18 protein-coding genes are annotated in these 16,641 nt (G+C 29.4%); 6 read left to right on the plus strand and 12 right to left on the minus strand.

Annotated elements, in window-relative coordinates:
* Positions 1–2: 2 nt before the first annotated feature.
* Complete coding sequence (locus ACTTBI_RS06645) at positions 3–542, minus strand: DUF3576 domain-containing protein (protein WP_440653300.1); 540 nt, start codon at positions 540–542, stop codon at positions 3–5.
* 213 nt (positions 543–755) lie between these two features.
* Between ACTTBI_RS06645 and ACTTBI_RS06650 the strand changes: the two genes are divergently transcribed.
* Positions 756–1,688, plus strand: coding sequence for a porin (locus ACTTBI_RS06650; protein ID WP_440653301.1), 933 nt, complete (start codon positions 756–758; stop codon positions 1,686–1,688).
* Between the two features lie 48 nt (positions 1,689–1,736).
* On the opposite strand, the gene ACTTBI_RS06655 is transcribed toward ACTTBI_RS06650, so the two are convergent.
* Positions 1,737–2,255: a thiamine phosphate synthase gene (locus ACTTBI_RS06655; protein ID WP_440653302.1), complete on the minus strand. Its 519-nt coding sequence runs from the start codon at positions 2,253–2,255 to the stop codon at positions 1,737–1,739.
* A gap of 6 nt (positions 2,256–2,261) precedes the next feature.
* Here ACTTBI_RS06655 and ACTTBI_RS06660 point away from each other — a divergent pair, with 6 nt between their 5' ends.
* Complete coding sequence (locus ACTTBI_RS06660; RefSeq protein WP_440653303.1) at positions 2,262–2,921, plus strand: YggS family pyridoxal phosphate-dependent enzyme; 660 nt, start codon at positions 2,262–2,264, stop codon at positions 2,919–2,921.
* Here ACTTBI_RS06660 and ACTTBI_RS06665 read toward each other — a convergent pair.
* Positions 2,918–3,412: a L,D-transpeptidase family protein gene (locus tag ACTTBI_RS06665; protein WP_440653304.1), complete on the minus strand. Its 495-nt coding sequence runs from the start codon at positions 3,410–3,412 to the stop codon at positions 2,918–2,920. The genes ACTTBI_RS06660 and ACTTBI_RS06665 overlap by 4 nt on opposite strands.
* Positions 3,413–3,424: 12 nt before the next feature.
* On the opposite strand from ACTTBI_RS06665, the gene ACTTBI_RS06670 reads away from it, so the two are divergent.
* Positions 3,425–3,988, plus strand: a complete 564-nt coding sequence (locus ACTTBI_RS06670) for a winged helix-turn-helix domain-containing protein (RefSeq protein ID WP_440653305.1) — start codon at positions 3,425–3,427, stop codon at positions 3,986–3,988.
* Between the two features lie 96 nt (positions 3,989–4,084).
* Here the strand turns inward: ACTTBI_RS06670 and ACTTBI_RS06675 are convergent, their stop codons facing one another.
* The 7 genes from ACTTBI_RS06675 to grpE all read right to left on the minus strand — a co-directional run bounded on the left by ACTTBI_RS06675 (position 4,085) and on the right by grpE (position 11,066).
* Positions 4,085–5,020 carry an adenosine kinase gene (locus tag ACTTBI_RS06675; protein ID WP_440653307.1) on the minus strand — a complete coding sequence of 312 codons (936 nt, stop codon included), beginning with the start codon at positions 5,018–5,020 and terminating at the stop codon, positions 4,085–4,087.
* A 1-nt stretch (position 5,021) separates the two neighbouring features.
* Positions 5,022–5,675, minus strand: a complete 654-nt coding sequence (nth, locus tag ACTTBI_RS06680) for an endonuclease III (protein ID WP_440653308.1) — start codon at positions 5,673–5,675, stop codon at positions 5,022–5,024.
* Positions 5,672–6,451, minus strand: coding sequence for a 4-hydroxy-tetrahydrodipicolinate reductase (dapB, locus tag ACTTBI_RS06685; RefSeq protein WP_440653310.1), 780 nt, complete (start codon positions 6,449–6,451; stop codon positions 5,672–5,674). The genes nth and dapB overlap by 4 nt, the downstream gene beginning before the upstream one ends.
* Before the next feature lie 22 nt (positions 6,452–6,473).
* Positions 6,474–7,232 carry a hypothetical protein gene (locus tag ACTTBI_RS06690; protein ID WP_440653311.1) on the minus strand — a complete coding sequence of 253 codons (759 nt, stop codon included), beginning with the start codon at positions 7,230–7,232 and terminating at the stop codon, positions 6,474–6,476.
* A 34-nt stretch (positions 7,233–7,266) separates the two neighbouring features.
* Positions 7,267–8,394, minus strand: a complete 1,128-nt coding sequence (gene dnaJ / locus ACTTBI_RS06695; RefSeq protein WP_440653312.1) for a molecular chaperone DnaJ — start codon at positions 8,392–8,394, stop codon at positions 7,267–7,269.
* A 29-nt stretch (positions 8,395–8,423) separates the two neighbouring features.
* On the minus strand, positions 8,424–10,349 hold the full coding sequence (dnaK, locus tag ACTTBI_RS06700) for a molecular chaperone DnaK (protein WP_440653313.1): 1,926 nt from the start codon (positions 10,347–10,349) through the stop codon (positions 8,424–8,426).
* 63 nt (positions 10,350–10,412) lie between these two features.
* A complete protein-coding gene (grpE, locus tag ACTTBI_RS06705) occupies positions 10,413–11,066 on the minus strand; it encodes a nucleotide exchange factor GrpE (protein WP_440653315.1) in 654 nt (217 codons plus the stop codon).
* Between the two features lie 36 nt (positions 11,067–11,102).
* On the opposite strand from grpE, the gene rdgB reads away from it, so the two are divergent.
* Positions 11,103–11,705 carry an RdgB/HAM1 family non-canonical purine NTP pyrophosphatase gene (gene rdgB / locus ACTTBI_RS06710; protein ID WP_440653317.1) on the plus strand — a complete coding sequence of 201 codons (603 nt, stop codon included), beginning with the start codon at positions 11,103–11,105 and terminating at the stop codon, positions 11,703–11,705.
* Here rdgB and ACTTBI_RS06715 read toward each other — a convergent pair.
* Complete coding sequence (locus ACTTBI_RS06715) at positions 11,689–12,843, minus strand: ABC transporter substrate-binding protein (RefSeq protein WP_440653319.1); 1,155 nt, start codon at positions 12,841–12,843, stop codon at positions 11,689–11,691. The two genes, rdgB and ACTTBI_RS06715, sit on opposite strands and share 17 nt — an antisense overlap.
* Positions 12,844–12,876: 33 nt before the next feature.
* Here ACTTBI_RS06715 and rsmI point away from each other — a divergent pair, with 33 nt between their 5' ends.
* Both rsmI and ACTTBI_RS06725 read left to right on the plus strand, forming a co-directional pair.
* Positions 12,877–13,737, plus strand: coding sequence for a 16S rRNA (cytidine(1402)-2'-O)-methyltransferase (rsmI, locus tag ACTTBI_RS06720; protein WP_440653320.1), 861 nt, complete (start codon positions 12,877–12,879; stop codon positions 13,735–13,737).
* Entirely contained in the window at positions 13,727–14,323 is a 597-nt protein-coding gene (locus ACTTBI_RS06725; protein WP_440648164.1) for a BON domain-containing protein, read from the plus strand. Before rsmI ends, ACTTBI_RS06725 begins: the two co-directional genes overlap by 11 nt.
* Here ACTTBI_RS06725 and ACTTBI_RS06730 read toward each other — a convergent pair.
* Complete coding sequence (locus tag ACTTBI_RS06730; RefSeq protein ID WP_440653321.1) at positions 14,320–16,608, minus strand: NADP-dependent malic enzyme; 2,289 nt, start codon at positions 16,606–16,608, stop codon at positions 14,320–14,322. The genes ACTTBI_RS06725 and ACTTBI_RS06730 overlap by 4 nt on opposite strands.
* Positions 16,609–16,641: the final 33 nt, after the last annotated feature.

The following is a 16,641-nucleotide window of genomic DNA, read 5'->3' on the forward strand; positions in this document are numbered from 1 at the left end:
ATTTAATCTAAAATATCAACGCCTGTATATGGTTTAAAATTTTCTGTATCTTTGTTTTTTTTGTATTTGGTAGCCAACTTTAGAATATTTTTTTGCAACTCTTTTGAAAGAGTTCCTTTTTTTTCATTTATAGAACAATTAAGGTTGTTATCACAATTTTTATAAAAAACTTTAATATTTAAAGCATCAGATCTAATTTCATTTGATAAAAATCTTATTGTAATTTTTATACTTTCATTAGTATTCTTACCATCAGAGTACCAGTCAGTTATTATCATTCCTCCACTGTAATTAGCTGAAGCAAGCGGCATGAAATCTATTACATCTAAGGAAGCTCTCCACAATTCATTTGAACTTGCAAATTGAAAATTGCCTCCTTGATTTTTAATAGCATTGCTCAGTCTGAAGCCTTTGCCCTGCTCTAAATTATTCTTTACTCTTTCCCTTGGATTTGGTGGATTCTTCTTAGCATCACCTCCAGGTAAACTTTCACATGCTGAAACGAAAACAAGCAATGCTAATATTTTAAAAAAAATTTTCATAATTGACATAAAATTCAAGAAAACACGGCTTTTATATATTAAAATAAATAAATAACTAAACATACTTTTCAATTTTGAACATTATGTGTGATAAAAATGCAACAAATAATTTAAATTAGCCTAAAAATTAGGAAAAATTGAAAAATACAGGAAATACTCTGTTAAAAAGCCTCTGTTTATTATTAATAATAACGTAATAAAGGAGTAAATATTATGAATAAACTAACTAAAATCGGAGCAACAGCTTTAGCTGGTTCATTAGTTGCATTCTCAGTAAATGCTGCTGATATGTCAGTATCTGGTGGTGCTTCAATTACTTACAATAACTCAGGTGCAGATGTAACTAACGATAACATCACTATGGGTGACTCATTAAATTTCAGTGCAAGTGGAGAAACTGATGGTGGTTTAATGATTACATCTAAAATGGAAATTGATGGTGGTGCTGAAGATGATCACAGCATAACAATGGCTGGTGACTTCGGAACTTTGGTATTTGATGGTCATGGCGGATCTTCAGCTTTAAGTGCTGTTGATGATAAATCTCCAAATGCTTATGAGGAGTCATGGGATGTAGTATCTGGTGCAGATACTAATAACATCAATGGTAATGCTCAAAACAACATGTTCATATACACATCAAATGATATGAATGGTGTTACTGCGACTGTATCATATGTACAATCTAGCGCTGCGTCTGTAAATTCAGGAATGGAATTTGCATTAGCATACTCTCCAGAAGGAATGGATGGCTTAACTATTGGTTTAGCTATGGGAGAAGATGAGTCAGCTGCATCAACTACTGTTGACGAGCAAGTTATGTATGCAACATATACTTCTGGACCAATAACTGTTGGTATGACTACATCAGATTCAGACACAACTGCATCTACTGGTGATAAAGAGTTCACATCAGCTGGTGTTACTTATGCTGTAAATGATGACTTTTCAGTTGGTTACCATGTTTCAACTTTAGAAACTACTGACATTTCAACTGATGCTGACCAAGAATCTTCAGGTTTCTCATTCTCATACACTAGTGGTGGAATGACACTTGCAGGAGCAGTTAATGATGTAGAGAACATTGGTTTTGCAGGTACTGACGATAGAGATGGTGCTGAAATCGGTGTATCATTTGCATTCTAATAAATTTAAGATTTAAATTTAAAGAGGCCCCTTTTAGGGGCCTTTTTTTTATTCAAAAAAAGAAATACCAGCAAATTCAGTTTGATTTAAAATTTTAAGTTTTTTTACATTTTTTTTTGATAACCCACCCAAAACAACAATCTTTTTCTTTGTAAGATTAGCAAGCAATTTAAATTTATTAATTCCTAAAAAATTCTTATTCTTTTTAAATAATGAAGATAGAAATATTTTACTAACTTTTTGCTTCTCTTTAATTTTAATTTCATTAAGGTTATGAGCCGATCCAATAATATTAAAATTTTTTTTATAAGAATAAGCTAAATGATTAGTATCTTTATTAAAAGAGGGTATATAAGCTCCATCTAGATCAAGTTTAATTGCAAGCTTAACATAGTTAGATAAGTAGAATTTAATGCCTTTTTTTTTACAGTAGTTTTTTATTTTTAAAATTAGCTTTTCATCTAACGATTTTGGAGAATAATTTCTATAAATTATAATTGTTTGTTGGTCTTGTTTATCAATATTTTTTGTTTCAAATTGATCAATAAAGTAATATTTTCTATTCATATTAACATGCACAATACAGTAAAAAATTTATTAAATATTAAGAATAATATTAAAATTCATCTTAATAATTTCAATATTATCACTAATCCCAAAATTATTGCAGTTTCCAAGACTTTTAAAATTGATAAGATATTACCACTTATAGAGCATGGTCATACTGATTATGGTGAAAATAAAGTTCAGGAGGCAGTTCAAAAATGGTCGGAAATTAAAAAAAACAACCCTCAACTGAAATTACATATGATTGGAAAATTACAAACTAACAAAGTAAAATTTGCTGTACAATTATTTGATTATATTCATTCAGTAGACAATGAAAAACTTGCAAGAAAAATTGCATCAGAACAAACCAAAATAAATAAAAAAGTTAAAATTTTTTTGCAGGTGAATATAGGTGACGAAAATCAAAAATCGGGGATTAATAAAAATGAATTGGAGCAACTAGTTTCTATTTGTAAAGAGATTAGATTAAATGTTGTTGGCTTGATGTGTATTCCTCCTATAAATGTAGATTCAGAGAATTATTTCTCAGAAATGAGTAAATTAAAACAAAACTTAGATCTTTCCGAACTAAGTATGGGTATGTCTTCAGATTACTTAAAAGCTGTTAAACATTTATCAACATATATTAGAGTTGGGTCTAGTATTTTTGGTCAGAGAACTTAAAAAATTTTTATTTTAGAATTTTTTTTAATCAATTTTAGTATGATCAAAAAATCTTTTTCCTTTAAAGCAACACATCCAGCTGTGGGTTTGTAATTTTTTGTAAGGTGAATAAAAATACAACTTCCTTTTCCACTTTTGGGTTTTTTAAAATTATACTTAATTGGAATTAAGTAATCATATTTATAGTCTTTCCTTTTTAACTTTTCATGTTTAATTTTTTTTTCAATTGTAATAAGTTTATTATATTTTTTAGGAAAACGTAAATCATTACACCAACCCATACTTTTGTTAATTTCGATGCATTTTAGTAATGTTGATGGTTTTTTTTTACGATCTTTTCTAAAATAAAGATTTTCAATTTTAAAAGTCCCTTGGGGTGTTTTCTTGTCTCCTTCTTCCTTATTCTTGGTCGAACCTTTTTTACCAATACAACATCTAAATTTAAATTCATCTATTTGAAGAGTATGTTTATTTTTTACAAAAATTGTCATATTCTCTATTAAGTGACTACACAGAATTTAATTATTTACAAATTTAATACTTTATATCATATTCTTGAAGAACTTGGTTTAGATTTAAATATTAAAGTCACTTTTGCTGAAACTGAAAATTGTTTAAATGAATGTGTTCAAAATTCAAAAAATTATTTAGTTATTTCGAATAAAAAATATTTGAAAATTAACAATCAATTAGTTTTAGATAACACACCAATCAAAATTTTTAAACTGCTTGAAAAGGTAAATATTGAATTTTTAAAAATACAATTTAGCAGTCAATCTGAAATTGAGGTAAAAAATTATATTATTGATCTAAATTCAAGACAAATGACAATAAATAATATTAAGCTTAGGTTGACTGAAAAAGAGATTAATACAATAATTTATTTATCAAAATCAAAGAAACCGGTAAGTATTGATGAATTACAAGATAAGGTGTGGAGTTACCAATCTAATATAGAGACACATACTGTTGAAACACATATTTACAGATTGAGAAAGAAAATTTTATCAGCTTTTGAAGACAATGAATTTATAACAAGTGAAAAAAATGGTTATCAAATCAAATAAGAAAAACCTAATTGCAAGAGATTTATTTACTAAAAAATATAAACCAAAAATAGTAAAGCCTAAAAAAGGCAAAGGAAGTTTTAGAAGAAATAAAAGTTAGATTTTAAGTCTTGCTCCAATTTGTTGAATTACTTTTGATGACATCTCAGTACCTTTCTCAAGACACTGTTTCGTAGAGAATTTGTTTATGTATCCATGTAAAAATCCAGCAGCAAAGAGATCGCCTGCACCTGTTAGATCAACAATTTTGAGATTTTTTTTGACATTACTTTCAAAAACCTCGTTGTTATTAATTGCAACTGCACCTTTTTCACCTCTAGTTATAATGACTAATTTTTTAACTTGTTTTGAAAAATTTATAACTTCATCAAAATTTTTTGCCTCAATTAAAGAGGTGATTTCTTGTTCATTAGCAAAAGTTATATCAAGTTTATTTTTAACTAAGTTTAAAAAATGAGGCTTATGTCTATCTACACAAAATAGATCAGAAAGTGACATAGCAACTTTATTAGAGTTATTTATAGCTTTGTCGAATGCTTTTCTGGGTTCTCCTTCATCCCATAAATAGCCTTCTAAAAATATTAATTCACTATTTTTAATTGCATCAGAGCTAACATCATTCTCGTTAATTTTTCCTGCTATTCCTAAGAAAGTACACATCGTTCTCTCCGAGTCTGGTGTTACTAATATTAAACATGTTCCGGTTGGCAATTCTTCTTTTTTTTTAAAATAAAAATATTCTACATTTTCTTGTTCTAAACCTATTTCATATTTATTACCAAATTCATCATCAGAAACTTTACCAACAAAACCAACTTTATTGCCTAGTTGAGATAATCCAACCATGGAGTTTGCTACTGAGCCACCAGAAACTGTTTTTTCAATTTTAAGATTTGCTAATAAACTTTTGAATTCTTTTTCATCGAAAAATAATTTCATTGTGCTTTTGGTTAGATTATTTTCTTTAATAAAACTATCATCTACTTTGCAGATAACATCAACTATTGCATTGCCTATTCCTAAAATTCTCATATTAAGCTTTTTTGGTAATAACAGGTTTTTTTCTATTTGGGTAGCAAGCAGTACATATTTTACAGCTTATTCCATAACAATCTCTTGCTTTACAATATTCTCTTCCATAAAAGATTATTTGGAGATGAAGTTTAGACCAAGTTTTTTTTGGAAATATTCTTTTTAAATCTTTTTCAGTTTGAATTACATTTTTTCCATTAGTTAAACCCCAACGCTGTGCAAGTCTATGAATATGAGTATCAACAGCGAAAGCTGGATATCCAAAACCTTGGGACATCACAACACTTGCTGTTTTATGTCCTACACCAGGCAGTTTTTCAAGCTCTTCAAAAGACTTAGGTACTTTCCCTTTGTGTTTTTCTAATATTTGTTTTGACATTAAGTAAATACTTTTTGCTTTTACCTTAAAAATACCAATTTTTTTAATTAATTTTTCAATTCTTTTTCTTCCTAATTTTACAAAATGTTGAGGTTTATAATATTTTGGATATATACCTTTGGTTACGTTATTAACAGTTACATCAGTACATTGAGCAGATAGCAAGACAGACATTAAGAGTGTGAAAGTATTCCTACTTTTTAATGGTACAGGTGCTTTCGGATAGATTTTATTTAACGTTTTAACAATGATTTTTGCTTTTTGCTTTTCATTCATTGTGAAAAATTTAGCAAATCTCTCATTGAATATAACCCAGGTTTTTTTTTCATTAACCATTTAGATGCAGTTAGAGCACCATCTGAATAAAGTGCCCTATCAAAAGCTTCATGGTTCAATGTAATTATTTCTTTACCATTTGAAAACTTTACTTCGTGTTCACCAATAATTTCACCTTTTCTAATCGAGTTAAAATTAATTTTTTTGTTGTAAGGAAAAAATTTTTTATTTAAGAATTTTTTACCTATTAAATTATTCAAATTTTTATTTTTTCCATCAGCAATTCCTTTACCAAGCATTAAGGCTGTACCAGATGGATAGTCTTTTTTATGTTTGTGGTGTACCTCAAATATTTTACTCAAGTACTCATCATCAAGGGATTTGGAAGCAATTTCAGATAAATACATTAATAAATTTACACCCAAACTCATATTACCAGCTTTTAAAATAGGTATCTTTTTTGAATATTTTTTTATTTGATTTTCTTGTTTCTCATTAAATCCAGTGGTACCAATTACTACTTTCCTTTTAAGTTCTGAGGCTATTTTAAGTATTTCAAGCGTACAATCCGGTGTTGTGAAATCTATAATAACATCAGTTTTTTCAAATGCTTTCAAAGAGTTTAATTGTGGCTTGATGCCATTGATTTTTTTTTTAATTAATTGATTTTCTGTTAAAGAAACCAAATTAAAACTTTTATGTTTCTTTGAGGATTTAATTAATTGTTGACCCATACGACCTAGACAGCCAGCAATGCTAAGATTTATTTTTTTCATAAATTAATTAATATTTTAAAATTCATTTGTTTTTATTTTTCTTGGCGGTTGAAAGAACTGATCCGTAGTAATTATGATCGCCAAAATGCCAATAGCCAGAGGCTAAGTCCCCCCAAATTTCACCACCTAATTTTTTCCAAAGATGGCAAAAATAGTAATCTTCTGATATATATTTATTCTTTCCGTTATCATCCACTATGCCAGTTTGAAAAAAATCAAACATAATCTCATTATTATGATCAGATTCGTATCTTAGTTCAGGATAATTTGATTGTAGTTTTTCAAAAACTGTCCTTTTGATTAACATTGCACCCGTAGCTCCATATTTTAAATTAGCAAAACCATTAATAGTTTTCACATCTCTTGGATTCTCAAAGTGTACTGCAAACTCCACAGAATTAAGAAATAAGGAATTTTCGTCACTTATATTTTCACTTTGTATTTTTTTTGACAATCTCTGCCATTCAATTTTCTTTCTTGGATATACTCCACAAACTATTTCTTTATTAAAATTTATTAATCTCAATATATTATCGATTTTAAAACCTATATCAGCATCTATAAATAACAAATGTGTATATTTTTTTTCACTACGCATCATTTTTGCTGACATAAAATTTCTTCCTCGAGGTATTAGAGACTCTTGACCTAGTGTATGAATATCAAATTTGATGTTCTCTTTTAAAAAATATTTTGTGAGATTCAAAATGCTTTCAAAGGTATTCACAGATAAGCTGTTCCCATAACAGGGAATTCCAATATAAATATTTAGATCTTTCATTTTAAATTATAATCTTTTTTTAAATATATTTCCCTTAATTTTTCCAAAAATTTTTAGCTTTTTGGAAAAATTTTTTTATACTTGGATTAGACTTTTGATTCTCAATTTCCCTAAATTTTTCTAATAATTCTTTTTGTTTTTTATTCAAATAAACGGGTACCTCAGTTTTTACTTGTACATATAAATCACCAAAATCACCTCTTCTCACAAAGGGCATTCCTTTACCTTTTAATCTAAATTGTTTACCATTTTGAGTTCCATCTGGAATTTTTATTTTTGCCCGCCCACCATCAATTGTTGGAATTTCAATGGTAGTTCCAAGAGCTGCATCCGCAAGGGATAAAGGAAATTCAAAAAATAGGTTTTCATCTGATCTTTTAAATAGTTCATGAGAATGAACATTTATAAATAAATATAAATCACCTGTAGCACCACCTCTGCTGCCAGCTTCACCTTTTCCAGCAAGTCTTATTCTAGTACCATCATCTACTCCTTTAGGAATAGTTACAGATATTTTTTTGGATGTTTGTTTTTTACCTTGACCATTACAATCATTGCATGGATTAGTGATTTCCTCACCATTGCCATTACATTGAGGACATGTTTGTTGAACAGTAAAGAAACCTTGGTTAGATCTTATTCTTCCATTCCCTCCACAATAAGAACAACTATCGGGAGAATAACCCGGTTCTGAACCATTACCTTTGCAAGTCCCACATTGTTCAGTAGTTGCAAATTTTATGTCTTGTTTTTTCCCGTGATAAGCTTCTTCTAATGAAATTGATAAATCATACCTTAAATCTGAACCTCTATTATTTGATTTCCTATTTCTTGATCTTCCTCCACCTCCAAAATCCCCAAAAAAATCCTCAAAAATGTCTGAAAAATCAGCTCCACCAAAACCACCAAAACCTCCACTTGGTCTACCACCACCATTTTCAAAAGCAGCATGTCCAAAGTTATCGTAATTTTGTTTTTTTTCTTTATCTGAAAGTATTCCGTAAGCTTCACTAGCTTCTTTAAATTTTTCTTCAGCTTTTGAATCACCTGGATTTTTATCTGGATGATATTTAACTGCTAGCTTTCTATATGCAGATTTTAGTTCATCAGGACTTGCGCTCTTGTTAACGCCTAGGACATCATAATAGTCTCTTTTAGCCATCAAATTACCCCAGACAATTAAATGTCAGTTTATGCGCTTTTTTCTTTATTTTCGTCTTTTACTTCTTCGAAATCAGCATCAACAACATTCTCGTCTTTTTTACCCATATCATCTCCACCATCATCTTTTCCTGACTCTGGCTTAGCACTTTGTTGTGATTTGTAGATCGCCTCTCCAAGTTTCATTGAAGCTTGAACTAAAGCTTCTGTTTTTTTCTTGATATCTTCAATATCTTCACCTTTTAGAGCTTCTTTTACAGCAGATGATGCATCTTCAATTGCTTTTTTCTCTGCGTCTGAAATTTTTGATCCGTGCTCTTTTAGGTTTTTTTCTGTAGAATGAATTAAAGTATCTGCTTGGTTTCTAACATCAACCGACTCTCTCTTCTTTTTGTCAGCTTCTTTATTAGCTTCGGCATCTTTGACCATTTTTTCAATTTCTTCATCACTTAATCCACCAGAAGCTTGAATTTGAATCTTTTGTTCCTTACCAGTTCCTTTGTCTTTTGCTGAAACATTTACGATACCATTTGCATCAATATCAAATGTAACTTCAATTTGAGGAACACCTCTTGGAGCTGGCGCAATACCTACCAATTCAAAATTACCTAATAACTTATTATCACTAGCCATCTCTCTTTCACCTTGTAAAACTCTAATAGAAACAGCTGGCTGATTATCTTCAGCAGTTGAGAAAACTTGGCTTTTTTTAGTTGGAATTGTTGTGTTTTTATCAATCAATTTAGTTGAAACTCCACCAAGCGTCTCAATACCTAATGATAACGGTGTAACGTCTAATAATAGAACGTCTTTAACATCTCCCTGCAAAACACCTGCTTGAATAGCAGCACCCATTGCAACTACTTCATCAGGGTTTACACTCTTATTAGGGTCTTTTCCAAAAAAGTTTTTAACTTCTGCTATAACTTTTGGCATTCTAGTCATACCACCAACCATTACTACTTCATCTATTTCACTCGCGGTAATTCCCGCATCTTTTAAAGCAGTTTTACATGGAGGCATTGTTCTAGCAATCAAGTCTTCAACTAAAGCCTCAAGTTTTGCTCTAGTCATCTTTAGATTAATGTGTTTTGGACCAGTTTTATCTGCAGTTATAAATGGCAAGTTTATGTCTGTTTGTTCTGCAGATGATAATTCTATTTTTGCTTTTTCAGCTGCTTCTTTCAATCTTTGTAAAGCAAGTTTATCTGATTTAAGATCAATACCATTATCTTTCTTAAATTCAGAAATTAAATAATCAACGATAGCATTATCAAAATCTTCACCACCTAAAAAAGTATCACCATTAGTTGATTTAACTTCAAATACACCATCACCTAACTCAAGTATAGAAACATCAAACGTCCCTCCACCTAGATCGTACACAGCAATTTTTTTGTTTTGTTTTTTATCTAAACCATAAGCAAGCGATGCGGCAGTTGGTTCATTTATAATTCTTAAAACTTCTAGCCCTGCAATTTTACCCGCGTCTTTTGTTGCTTGTCTTTGTGCATCGTTAAAGTATGCTGGTACTGTTATTACAGCTTTTGTTACTTCTGATCCTAAATATTTTTCTGCAGTCTCTTTCATTTTTTGTAAAATGAAAGCAGAGATTTGAGATGGAGAATATTTTTCTCCTTTTGCTTCAATCCAGGCATCTCCTTTTTCAGAGTTAACTATCTTAAATGGTGCAGCTTCAACATCTTTTTTTACTGTTGGATCATCAAAATTTCTTCCAATTAATCTTTTTACTGCAAAAATCGTGTTTTCAGGATTTGTTACTGCCTGTCTTTTAGCAGGTTGACCTATTAATTTTTCATTTTCATCAGTAAATGCAACTACCGAAGGCGTCGTTCTTGCTCCTTCTGCATTTTCTAAAACCTTAGCTTGCGTTCCTTCCATTACCGCAACACAAGAATTGGTTGTTCCCAAGTCTATTCCAATTATTTTACTCATAATATTATTTTCTCTCTTTCGTCATATAGGGTTTAAATTTGAAACTACAAGTTGATCTCATTATTATTTGTCTCCTGAATTTTCCTGATTTTGTTCAGTTTTTTCCTCTTTTTTGGTAATTTTTTTTGAGACACCAACTAATGAGGGTCTTAAAAGTCTATCTTTAATAGTGAAGCCTTTTTGAATTTCTTGAACAATCGTTCCAGCTTCTTTAGTGTCATCTTCAATCTCCATCATTGCTTGATGAAAGTTAGGATCTAGTTTTTTGTTAATACAATCAATTGGTTTAATATTGTTTTTTTCAAAAATAGAAATTAAATCTTTCTTTATTATTTCTAAATGCTCCAGTGTCTTTTTTAAAGCGTCTGTTTCTTTTAACTTGTCATCGCTTTCTAAAACATGTTTAGAACGATCTAAGTTATCAATTAAATTTAATGCTTCTTTAGCAAAGCTAGAGCCTCCATACTCAAAGGCATCCTCTTTTTCCTTTTCAAACCTTCTTCTTTGATTTTCCATTTCAGCAAAAGTTCGTGCCAGTTTATCCTCTAGTTCAGCAATTTTTTCTTCTGGGGTTGGTTCTTTAATTTCTTCTTTAGTTTCTTGATGTGTTTCTTGTTTATTTTCACCTGCTGAGTTTTCCTCAGGTTTTTCTGTTTCTTTTTCTAAATTCTGATTTTCGTCTTCTGGAGTATTGATTTGGTTTTCTTCTTTTTCCATAGGCTCATATATGGTAAGGAATTTAATTATTTCTAGATGTCTAAGCAAAAAATTAAACAATTACTCATAGGCACTAACAACAAGGGTAAATTAAGAGAAATAAGGAGTTTATTACCAAATTACATCAAAATTTACTCTACTTCTAATTTTAAACTTAAAAGCCCCGCTGAAAATGGAAAAACTTTTGAGGAAAATTCCTTAATTAAATCAAAACATTTCTCTAAAAAGACTGGCCTAATATGTTTGGCCGATGACTCTGGTTTGGAGGTAGATCATTTAGATAAAAGACCTGGAATTTATTCTGCACGATGGGGAGGAAAATCTGGTGATTTTAATAAAGCTATTAAAAAAGTATTTAGAGAGTTAGATAAAAAAGATAAGAATTGGAAAAATAAAAAAATTAAAGCAAGATTTGTTTGTGCTCTATCAATCTCGCATTTAAATAAAAAAATTACTTGTGTAGTAGGCAAAGTTGAGGGTCGAATATCAAATGAGCCAAAGGGGAAAAATGGATTTGGTTATGATCCAATTTTTATTCCACTAAAAAAATCTAAAACATTTGGTGAAATGAAACCATCTCAAAAATACAAAATGGACCATCGCTATCAAGCTTTTAAAAAGCTTAAAAGATTTCTGTAAGTTTTTTATTTTCTATTTTATAAAAATTTAATCTGTGATTAATTTTGTTATCTTTAATATCAAAAATTCCTATCTTTCCTTTAAAAGAATTTTTTTTCTTAAATAATTTATCCATTTTCGAAAGATCTGATTTCAATGAAAGATAATATACTAAACCAACCAAATCATAACTTAACAGCGATAAGTGGGACGGGTCTTGATTAAAAGCATTAAAATATTTAATTTTATAATCATCAAAATTTTCTTTGTTAATTGATGGATAATAAATTGGTTGAATATTTGTCTCTTCTATTAAACTTTCATCAAACCATTGGTTAAGTGTGATAAAGTATTTATTTTTTGGAGACACATCAGTGTAGAGTAAAGAGGTTGCAACACTTTTAAGACTTTCATCAAAATCAGATATAACAACTGAATCAAAATTTACATTTCCAATTGTGTATCTTTTTTCCAAGCTTTTAATTTTTCTTTCTTTGTTAGGTTCATTTGACTCTTGAATTCTTCTTATTTCATCTGCTAGATTTTGTTTTCTAATTTTGTATTTAGTTATTTCCTCAATTTGTTTTGTAAGTTTTGTTGGTTCAGTATCATATTCGAAATTTTTAAAAACTTTTATTTTGGAATTTTTAACACCATCTTTGACCTCAAACTCAAAATTCTGAATTGGTGTTAAAAAAAGAGTTTTTTGTAAATTATTATTATCTAAAAATTTTTTTATAGTATTAAACTGTGATGTGGAATTTATTCCAGCAGAAATTACATTTTCAGGTAAATCTAAAGTTTTATTTGTTAATGATAAAAAAGTTAAATCTTTCATTTCATCTAAATAAGTTAAACTTTCATGAAATATTGGTCCAATAACAATTTTTATTCCTATTTGTTTTAATTCAAAAGCAGACTTAAGAGTTTGGTTGGCTCTTGTTGCGGTATCTTTTGGATAAATTTCAATTAAATCATTATTAATATCTTTGACAGCTAAACTTACAGCCTTAATAATAGATGACCCTAGATCTTTATTTTCTCCGGTCATCGGAACTAACAGTCCAATTTTTATTTTTTCATTGGCATTAACTAAATTTAAGAAGTTTAAGAATAAGAGAAGTAAAGAAATAGAAATAATTTTGATAATCTTTTTCATTTTGATGTTATTATATAATTTTTAAGCTGAATTATGATGACAAAACCACAATTTAAATCAAATCATTATAAAAATGGGCTTTATTTAGTAGCAACACCAATAGGTAATTTAAAAGATATATCATTTAGATCATTAGAGGTTCTGGAAAAATCAGATTATATACTTTGTGAAGATACACGTGTTTCTAAAAATTTATTAGAAAAATATCAAATTAAATCAAAATTGATTTCAAATCATAAATTCAATGAAAAAAAAAATACATTACAGATAATTGAATATTTAAAATCAGGTAAATTAATTTCACTTATATCAGATTCGGGAACTCCAAGTATCTCCGATCCAGGTTTAGTATTGGTAAATGAATGTATAAGAAATAATCTTAATATATTTTCAATACCTGGACCGTCAGCAGTTACAACCGCTGTTGCAGCAAGTGGGTTTTCAGATAAGTTTTTATTTTATGGTTTTTTACCACAAAAAAAAAATCAAATTGAAGATGAATTAAAAAAACTATCAAATTTTAATCACAGTTTAGTTTTTTTTTCATCACCAAAAAAAATAAATAAACTTATTCCTGCATTTAAAAATTTTTTTAATGGAAGAAAAATAGTCTTCTGTAGAGAGCTGTCTAAATTGTATGAAGAGTATATTAGAAAGGATATTGATGAATTGGAATTATTTAACAATGATTTAAAAGGCGAGTTAACAATAGTTATTTCTGAAAAAAAAGAAGAAAAAAATTCCCAAAAGCTAAGTGAATCAGATATTAATTTGATAAAGAAAATGATCAACAAATTAACTACAAAAGAAATCGCAGATTTAATATGTAGCAATAAAAATATTCCCAAAAAAGTGGTTTATAATTTTTGCTTAAAATTAAAAAATGAAATTTAAAATTTTAATAATTATTTTTTTATCGATTATTTTATCAGGTTGTGTGCCAGGAGTTAGCTCAACCGGTTTATTCGGTACAGGAGTATCAGTAGCAATTGACCCAAGAACTGTCGGAACACAAATAGATGACTCTATTATGCAAAAAACAATTTCAAGTAAAATACTTGCTATGGATAAAAAACATTTTTTAAAAGTTAAAACTAAAGTTTTGGATGGAAGAATATTTATTACTGGAAAGGTTGATGCACCAGAAGAAAAATTAAAAATTACTAAAATTGCCTGGGAAACAAAAGGTGCTAGATCGGTAAGAAATGATATCAAAATAAAAGAGGAATTTAATTTTAAGCAGTCAGCAAAAGATTTACTTATAACGTCTCAATTAAGAACTGCCTTGATAGTAAATAAAAATATCAAAGCAACAAATTATCAAATAGATACTTATAAAAAGAAAATTTACGTTTATGGAATAGCTTTAACCGATGAAGAAAAAGAAATGGTTATCAGTGAAGCAAAAGAAATTCTTGATGTAGAAGATGTTGTTGCAAGTATTTTGCTACTTGAAGATTTGAGAATTCAAAAAAATTAATCTATTTTATATTCAATTACCTCAGATGAATAAGCAGCTATTGAAGCTAAATTGATAATTTCTGATGTTGAAGATCTAAGAGGAGCAATTTCAATTGGCAAACCAAGTCCAATCAATAAGGGTCCTATAACTTTAGTATCACCTAAAGTTTTCATTAGTTTATAAGATATAGCTGCACTATGTTGTCCAGGCATTATCAGAATATTTGCTTTACCTACTATTTTTGCAAAAGGGTACAGTTCTTCATAATCAGGATTTAAAGCAACATCAGGCTGCATATCACCGTCAAATTCAAAATTAACTTGTTTATCTTTTAAAATATCTACTGCCGTACGAATATGTTTTGTTCTACTTGTCAAAGGTTGTCCGAATGTGGAATGTGAAACAAATGCTATTTTTGGATCAATTCCAAAAAGTCTTACTACTCTTGCAGCTGAAATTGCAATCTCAGCCATTTCTTCTGATGTAGGGTATTCATGAACACTTGTATCTGCAATGAAAATAGTTTTTCCCTTATTGACAACCATGTTTAGTCCAAACATTATTTCACCTTTTCTAACATCAACAACTTGTTTAATTTTTTCAAGAGATGCTCCAAAACGTCTAGTATTTCCTGTAACTGCACCATCCGCATCTCCACAAGCCACCATGCTAGTAGCCCAGACTACTCTATCGTTTCTGACCATTCGATCACAATCTCTTTCTAATAAACCTTGTTCTCTTTGAAGTTTTTTAAATAGATGATTTACGTATTTTTTTCTTTTTTCTTCATCTTTTGAATTGGTAATTTCGATATCAAAATTTTCGCTGTAACCGATATTTTTAATTTGCTCTTTAATTTTACTTTCTTTACCAACTAAAATTGGAATACCAAGTTTTGAATTTTTAAATGCTATTGCAGCTTTTAAAGTATTTTCATCTTCACCATCTGCAAAAACAATTCTTTTTTGATTCTTTTTAATGAACGAGTTTATACCTTGCATAATTGTAACTGTTGGGTCTAATCTTTGTTTAAGTTGCTCTTTATAGATTTCAAAATTATCAATTTTTTTTCTAGCAACCCCACTTTCAATAGCAGCCTTAGCTACAGCAGCTGGAATAACACTAATTAATCTTGGATCAAAAGTTGATGGGATTATATAATCTTTTCCATAATGAGGCCTTTCACCTCCCATGGCTGCCACAACTTCATCTGGAACATCTTCTCTAGCAAGTTTTGCTATAGCTTCAGCAGCAGCAACTTTCATTTCTTCATTAATTGTTTTTGATCTCACGTCTAGCGCACCTCTAAATATGTAAGGAAATCCAATTAAATTATTTACTTGATTGGGATAATCTGATCTTCCAGTTGCAATAATCACATCATTTCTTACATCGTTTATTTCTTCAGGTGTAATTTCTGGATCAGGATTTGCACATGCAAATATAATTGGATTTTTAGACATGCTTTTAACCATATCTTTCTTCAAAACACCTTTAGAAGATAATCCTAAGAATACATCAGCTCCTTTAATTGCATCACTTAAAGTTCTTAAATCTGTATTAATTGCAAATCTTGATTTCCATTGATCTATACCTTCCGCTCTTCCTTTATAAATCACACCTTTTCGATCTAGCATTATTACATTTTCAGATTTTACACCTGAGTTAATAAATAACTCTGTACATGCCTGAGCAGATGCACCAGCACCATTAACTACAACTTTTATATCTTTGATTGATTTTCCACTTATGTCGAGTGCATTCAGTAAAGCTGCTGTTGTGATAATTGCAGTTCCATGTTGATCATCATGAAACACAGGAATATCTAATATTTCTTTAAGTTTTTGCTCTATGATAAAACAATCTGGTGCAGCTATATCCTCTAAATTTATTCCTCCAAAACTCGGAGCAAAGTTTTTAATTGAATTGATAATTTCATCAGCATCTTTACAGTCTATTTCTAAATCAATCGAATCTATATCTGCAAATCTTTTAAATAGTACTGCCTTTCCTTCCATAACTGGTTTAGAGGCTAATGCACCTAAGTTGCCCAATCCTAAAATTGCAGAACCATTACTAATTACGGCTACTAAATTTCCTTTACTCGTATAATCATAAGCTGCTTCTGGATCATCACTTATTTTTTTAACTGGGGCAGCAACCCCTGGAGAATAAGCAAGAGCAAGGTCTCTTTTTGTAGTCATATTTTTGGAAGAGATTATTTCGATCTTGCCAGGTTTCTTATCTTTATGAAAATCTAAAGCTTCTTTATCTGTGTAATGATCAATCTTTGTTTTTTTCATTTTTATTAAACTGAATACAAACTTTATCTATTT

The sequence above is a fragment of the Candidatus Pelagibacter sp. HIMB1542 genome, assembly GCF_052047835.1.
Classification (GTDB): Bacteria; Pseudomonadota; Alphaproteobacteria; order Pelagibacterales; family Pelagibacteraceae; genus Pelagibacter.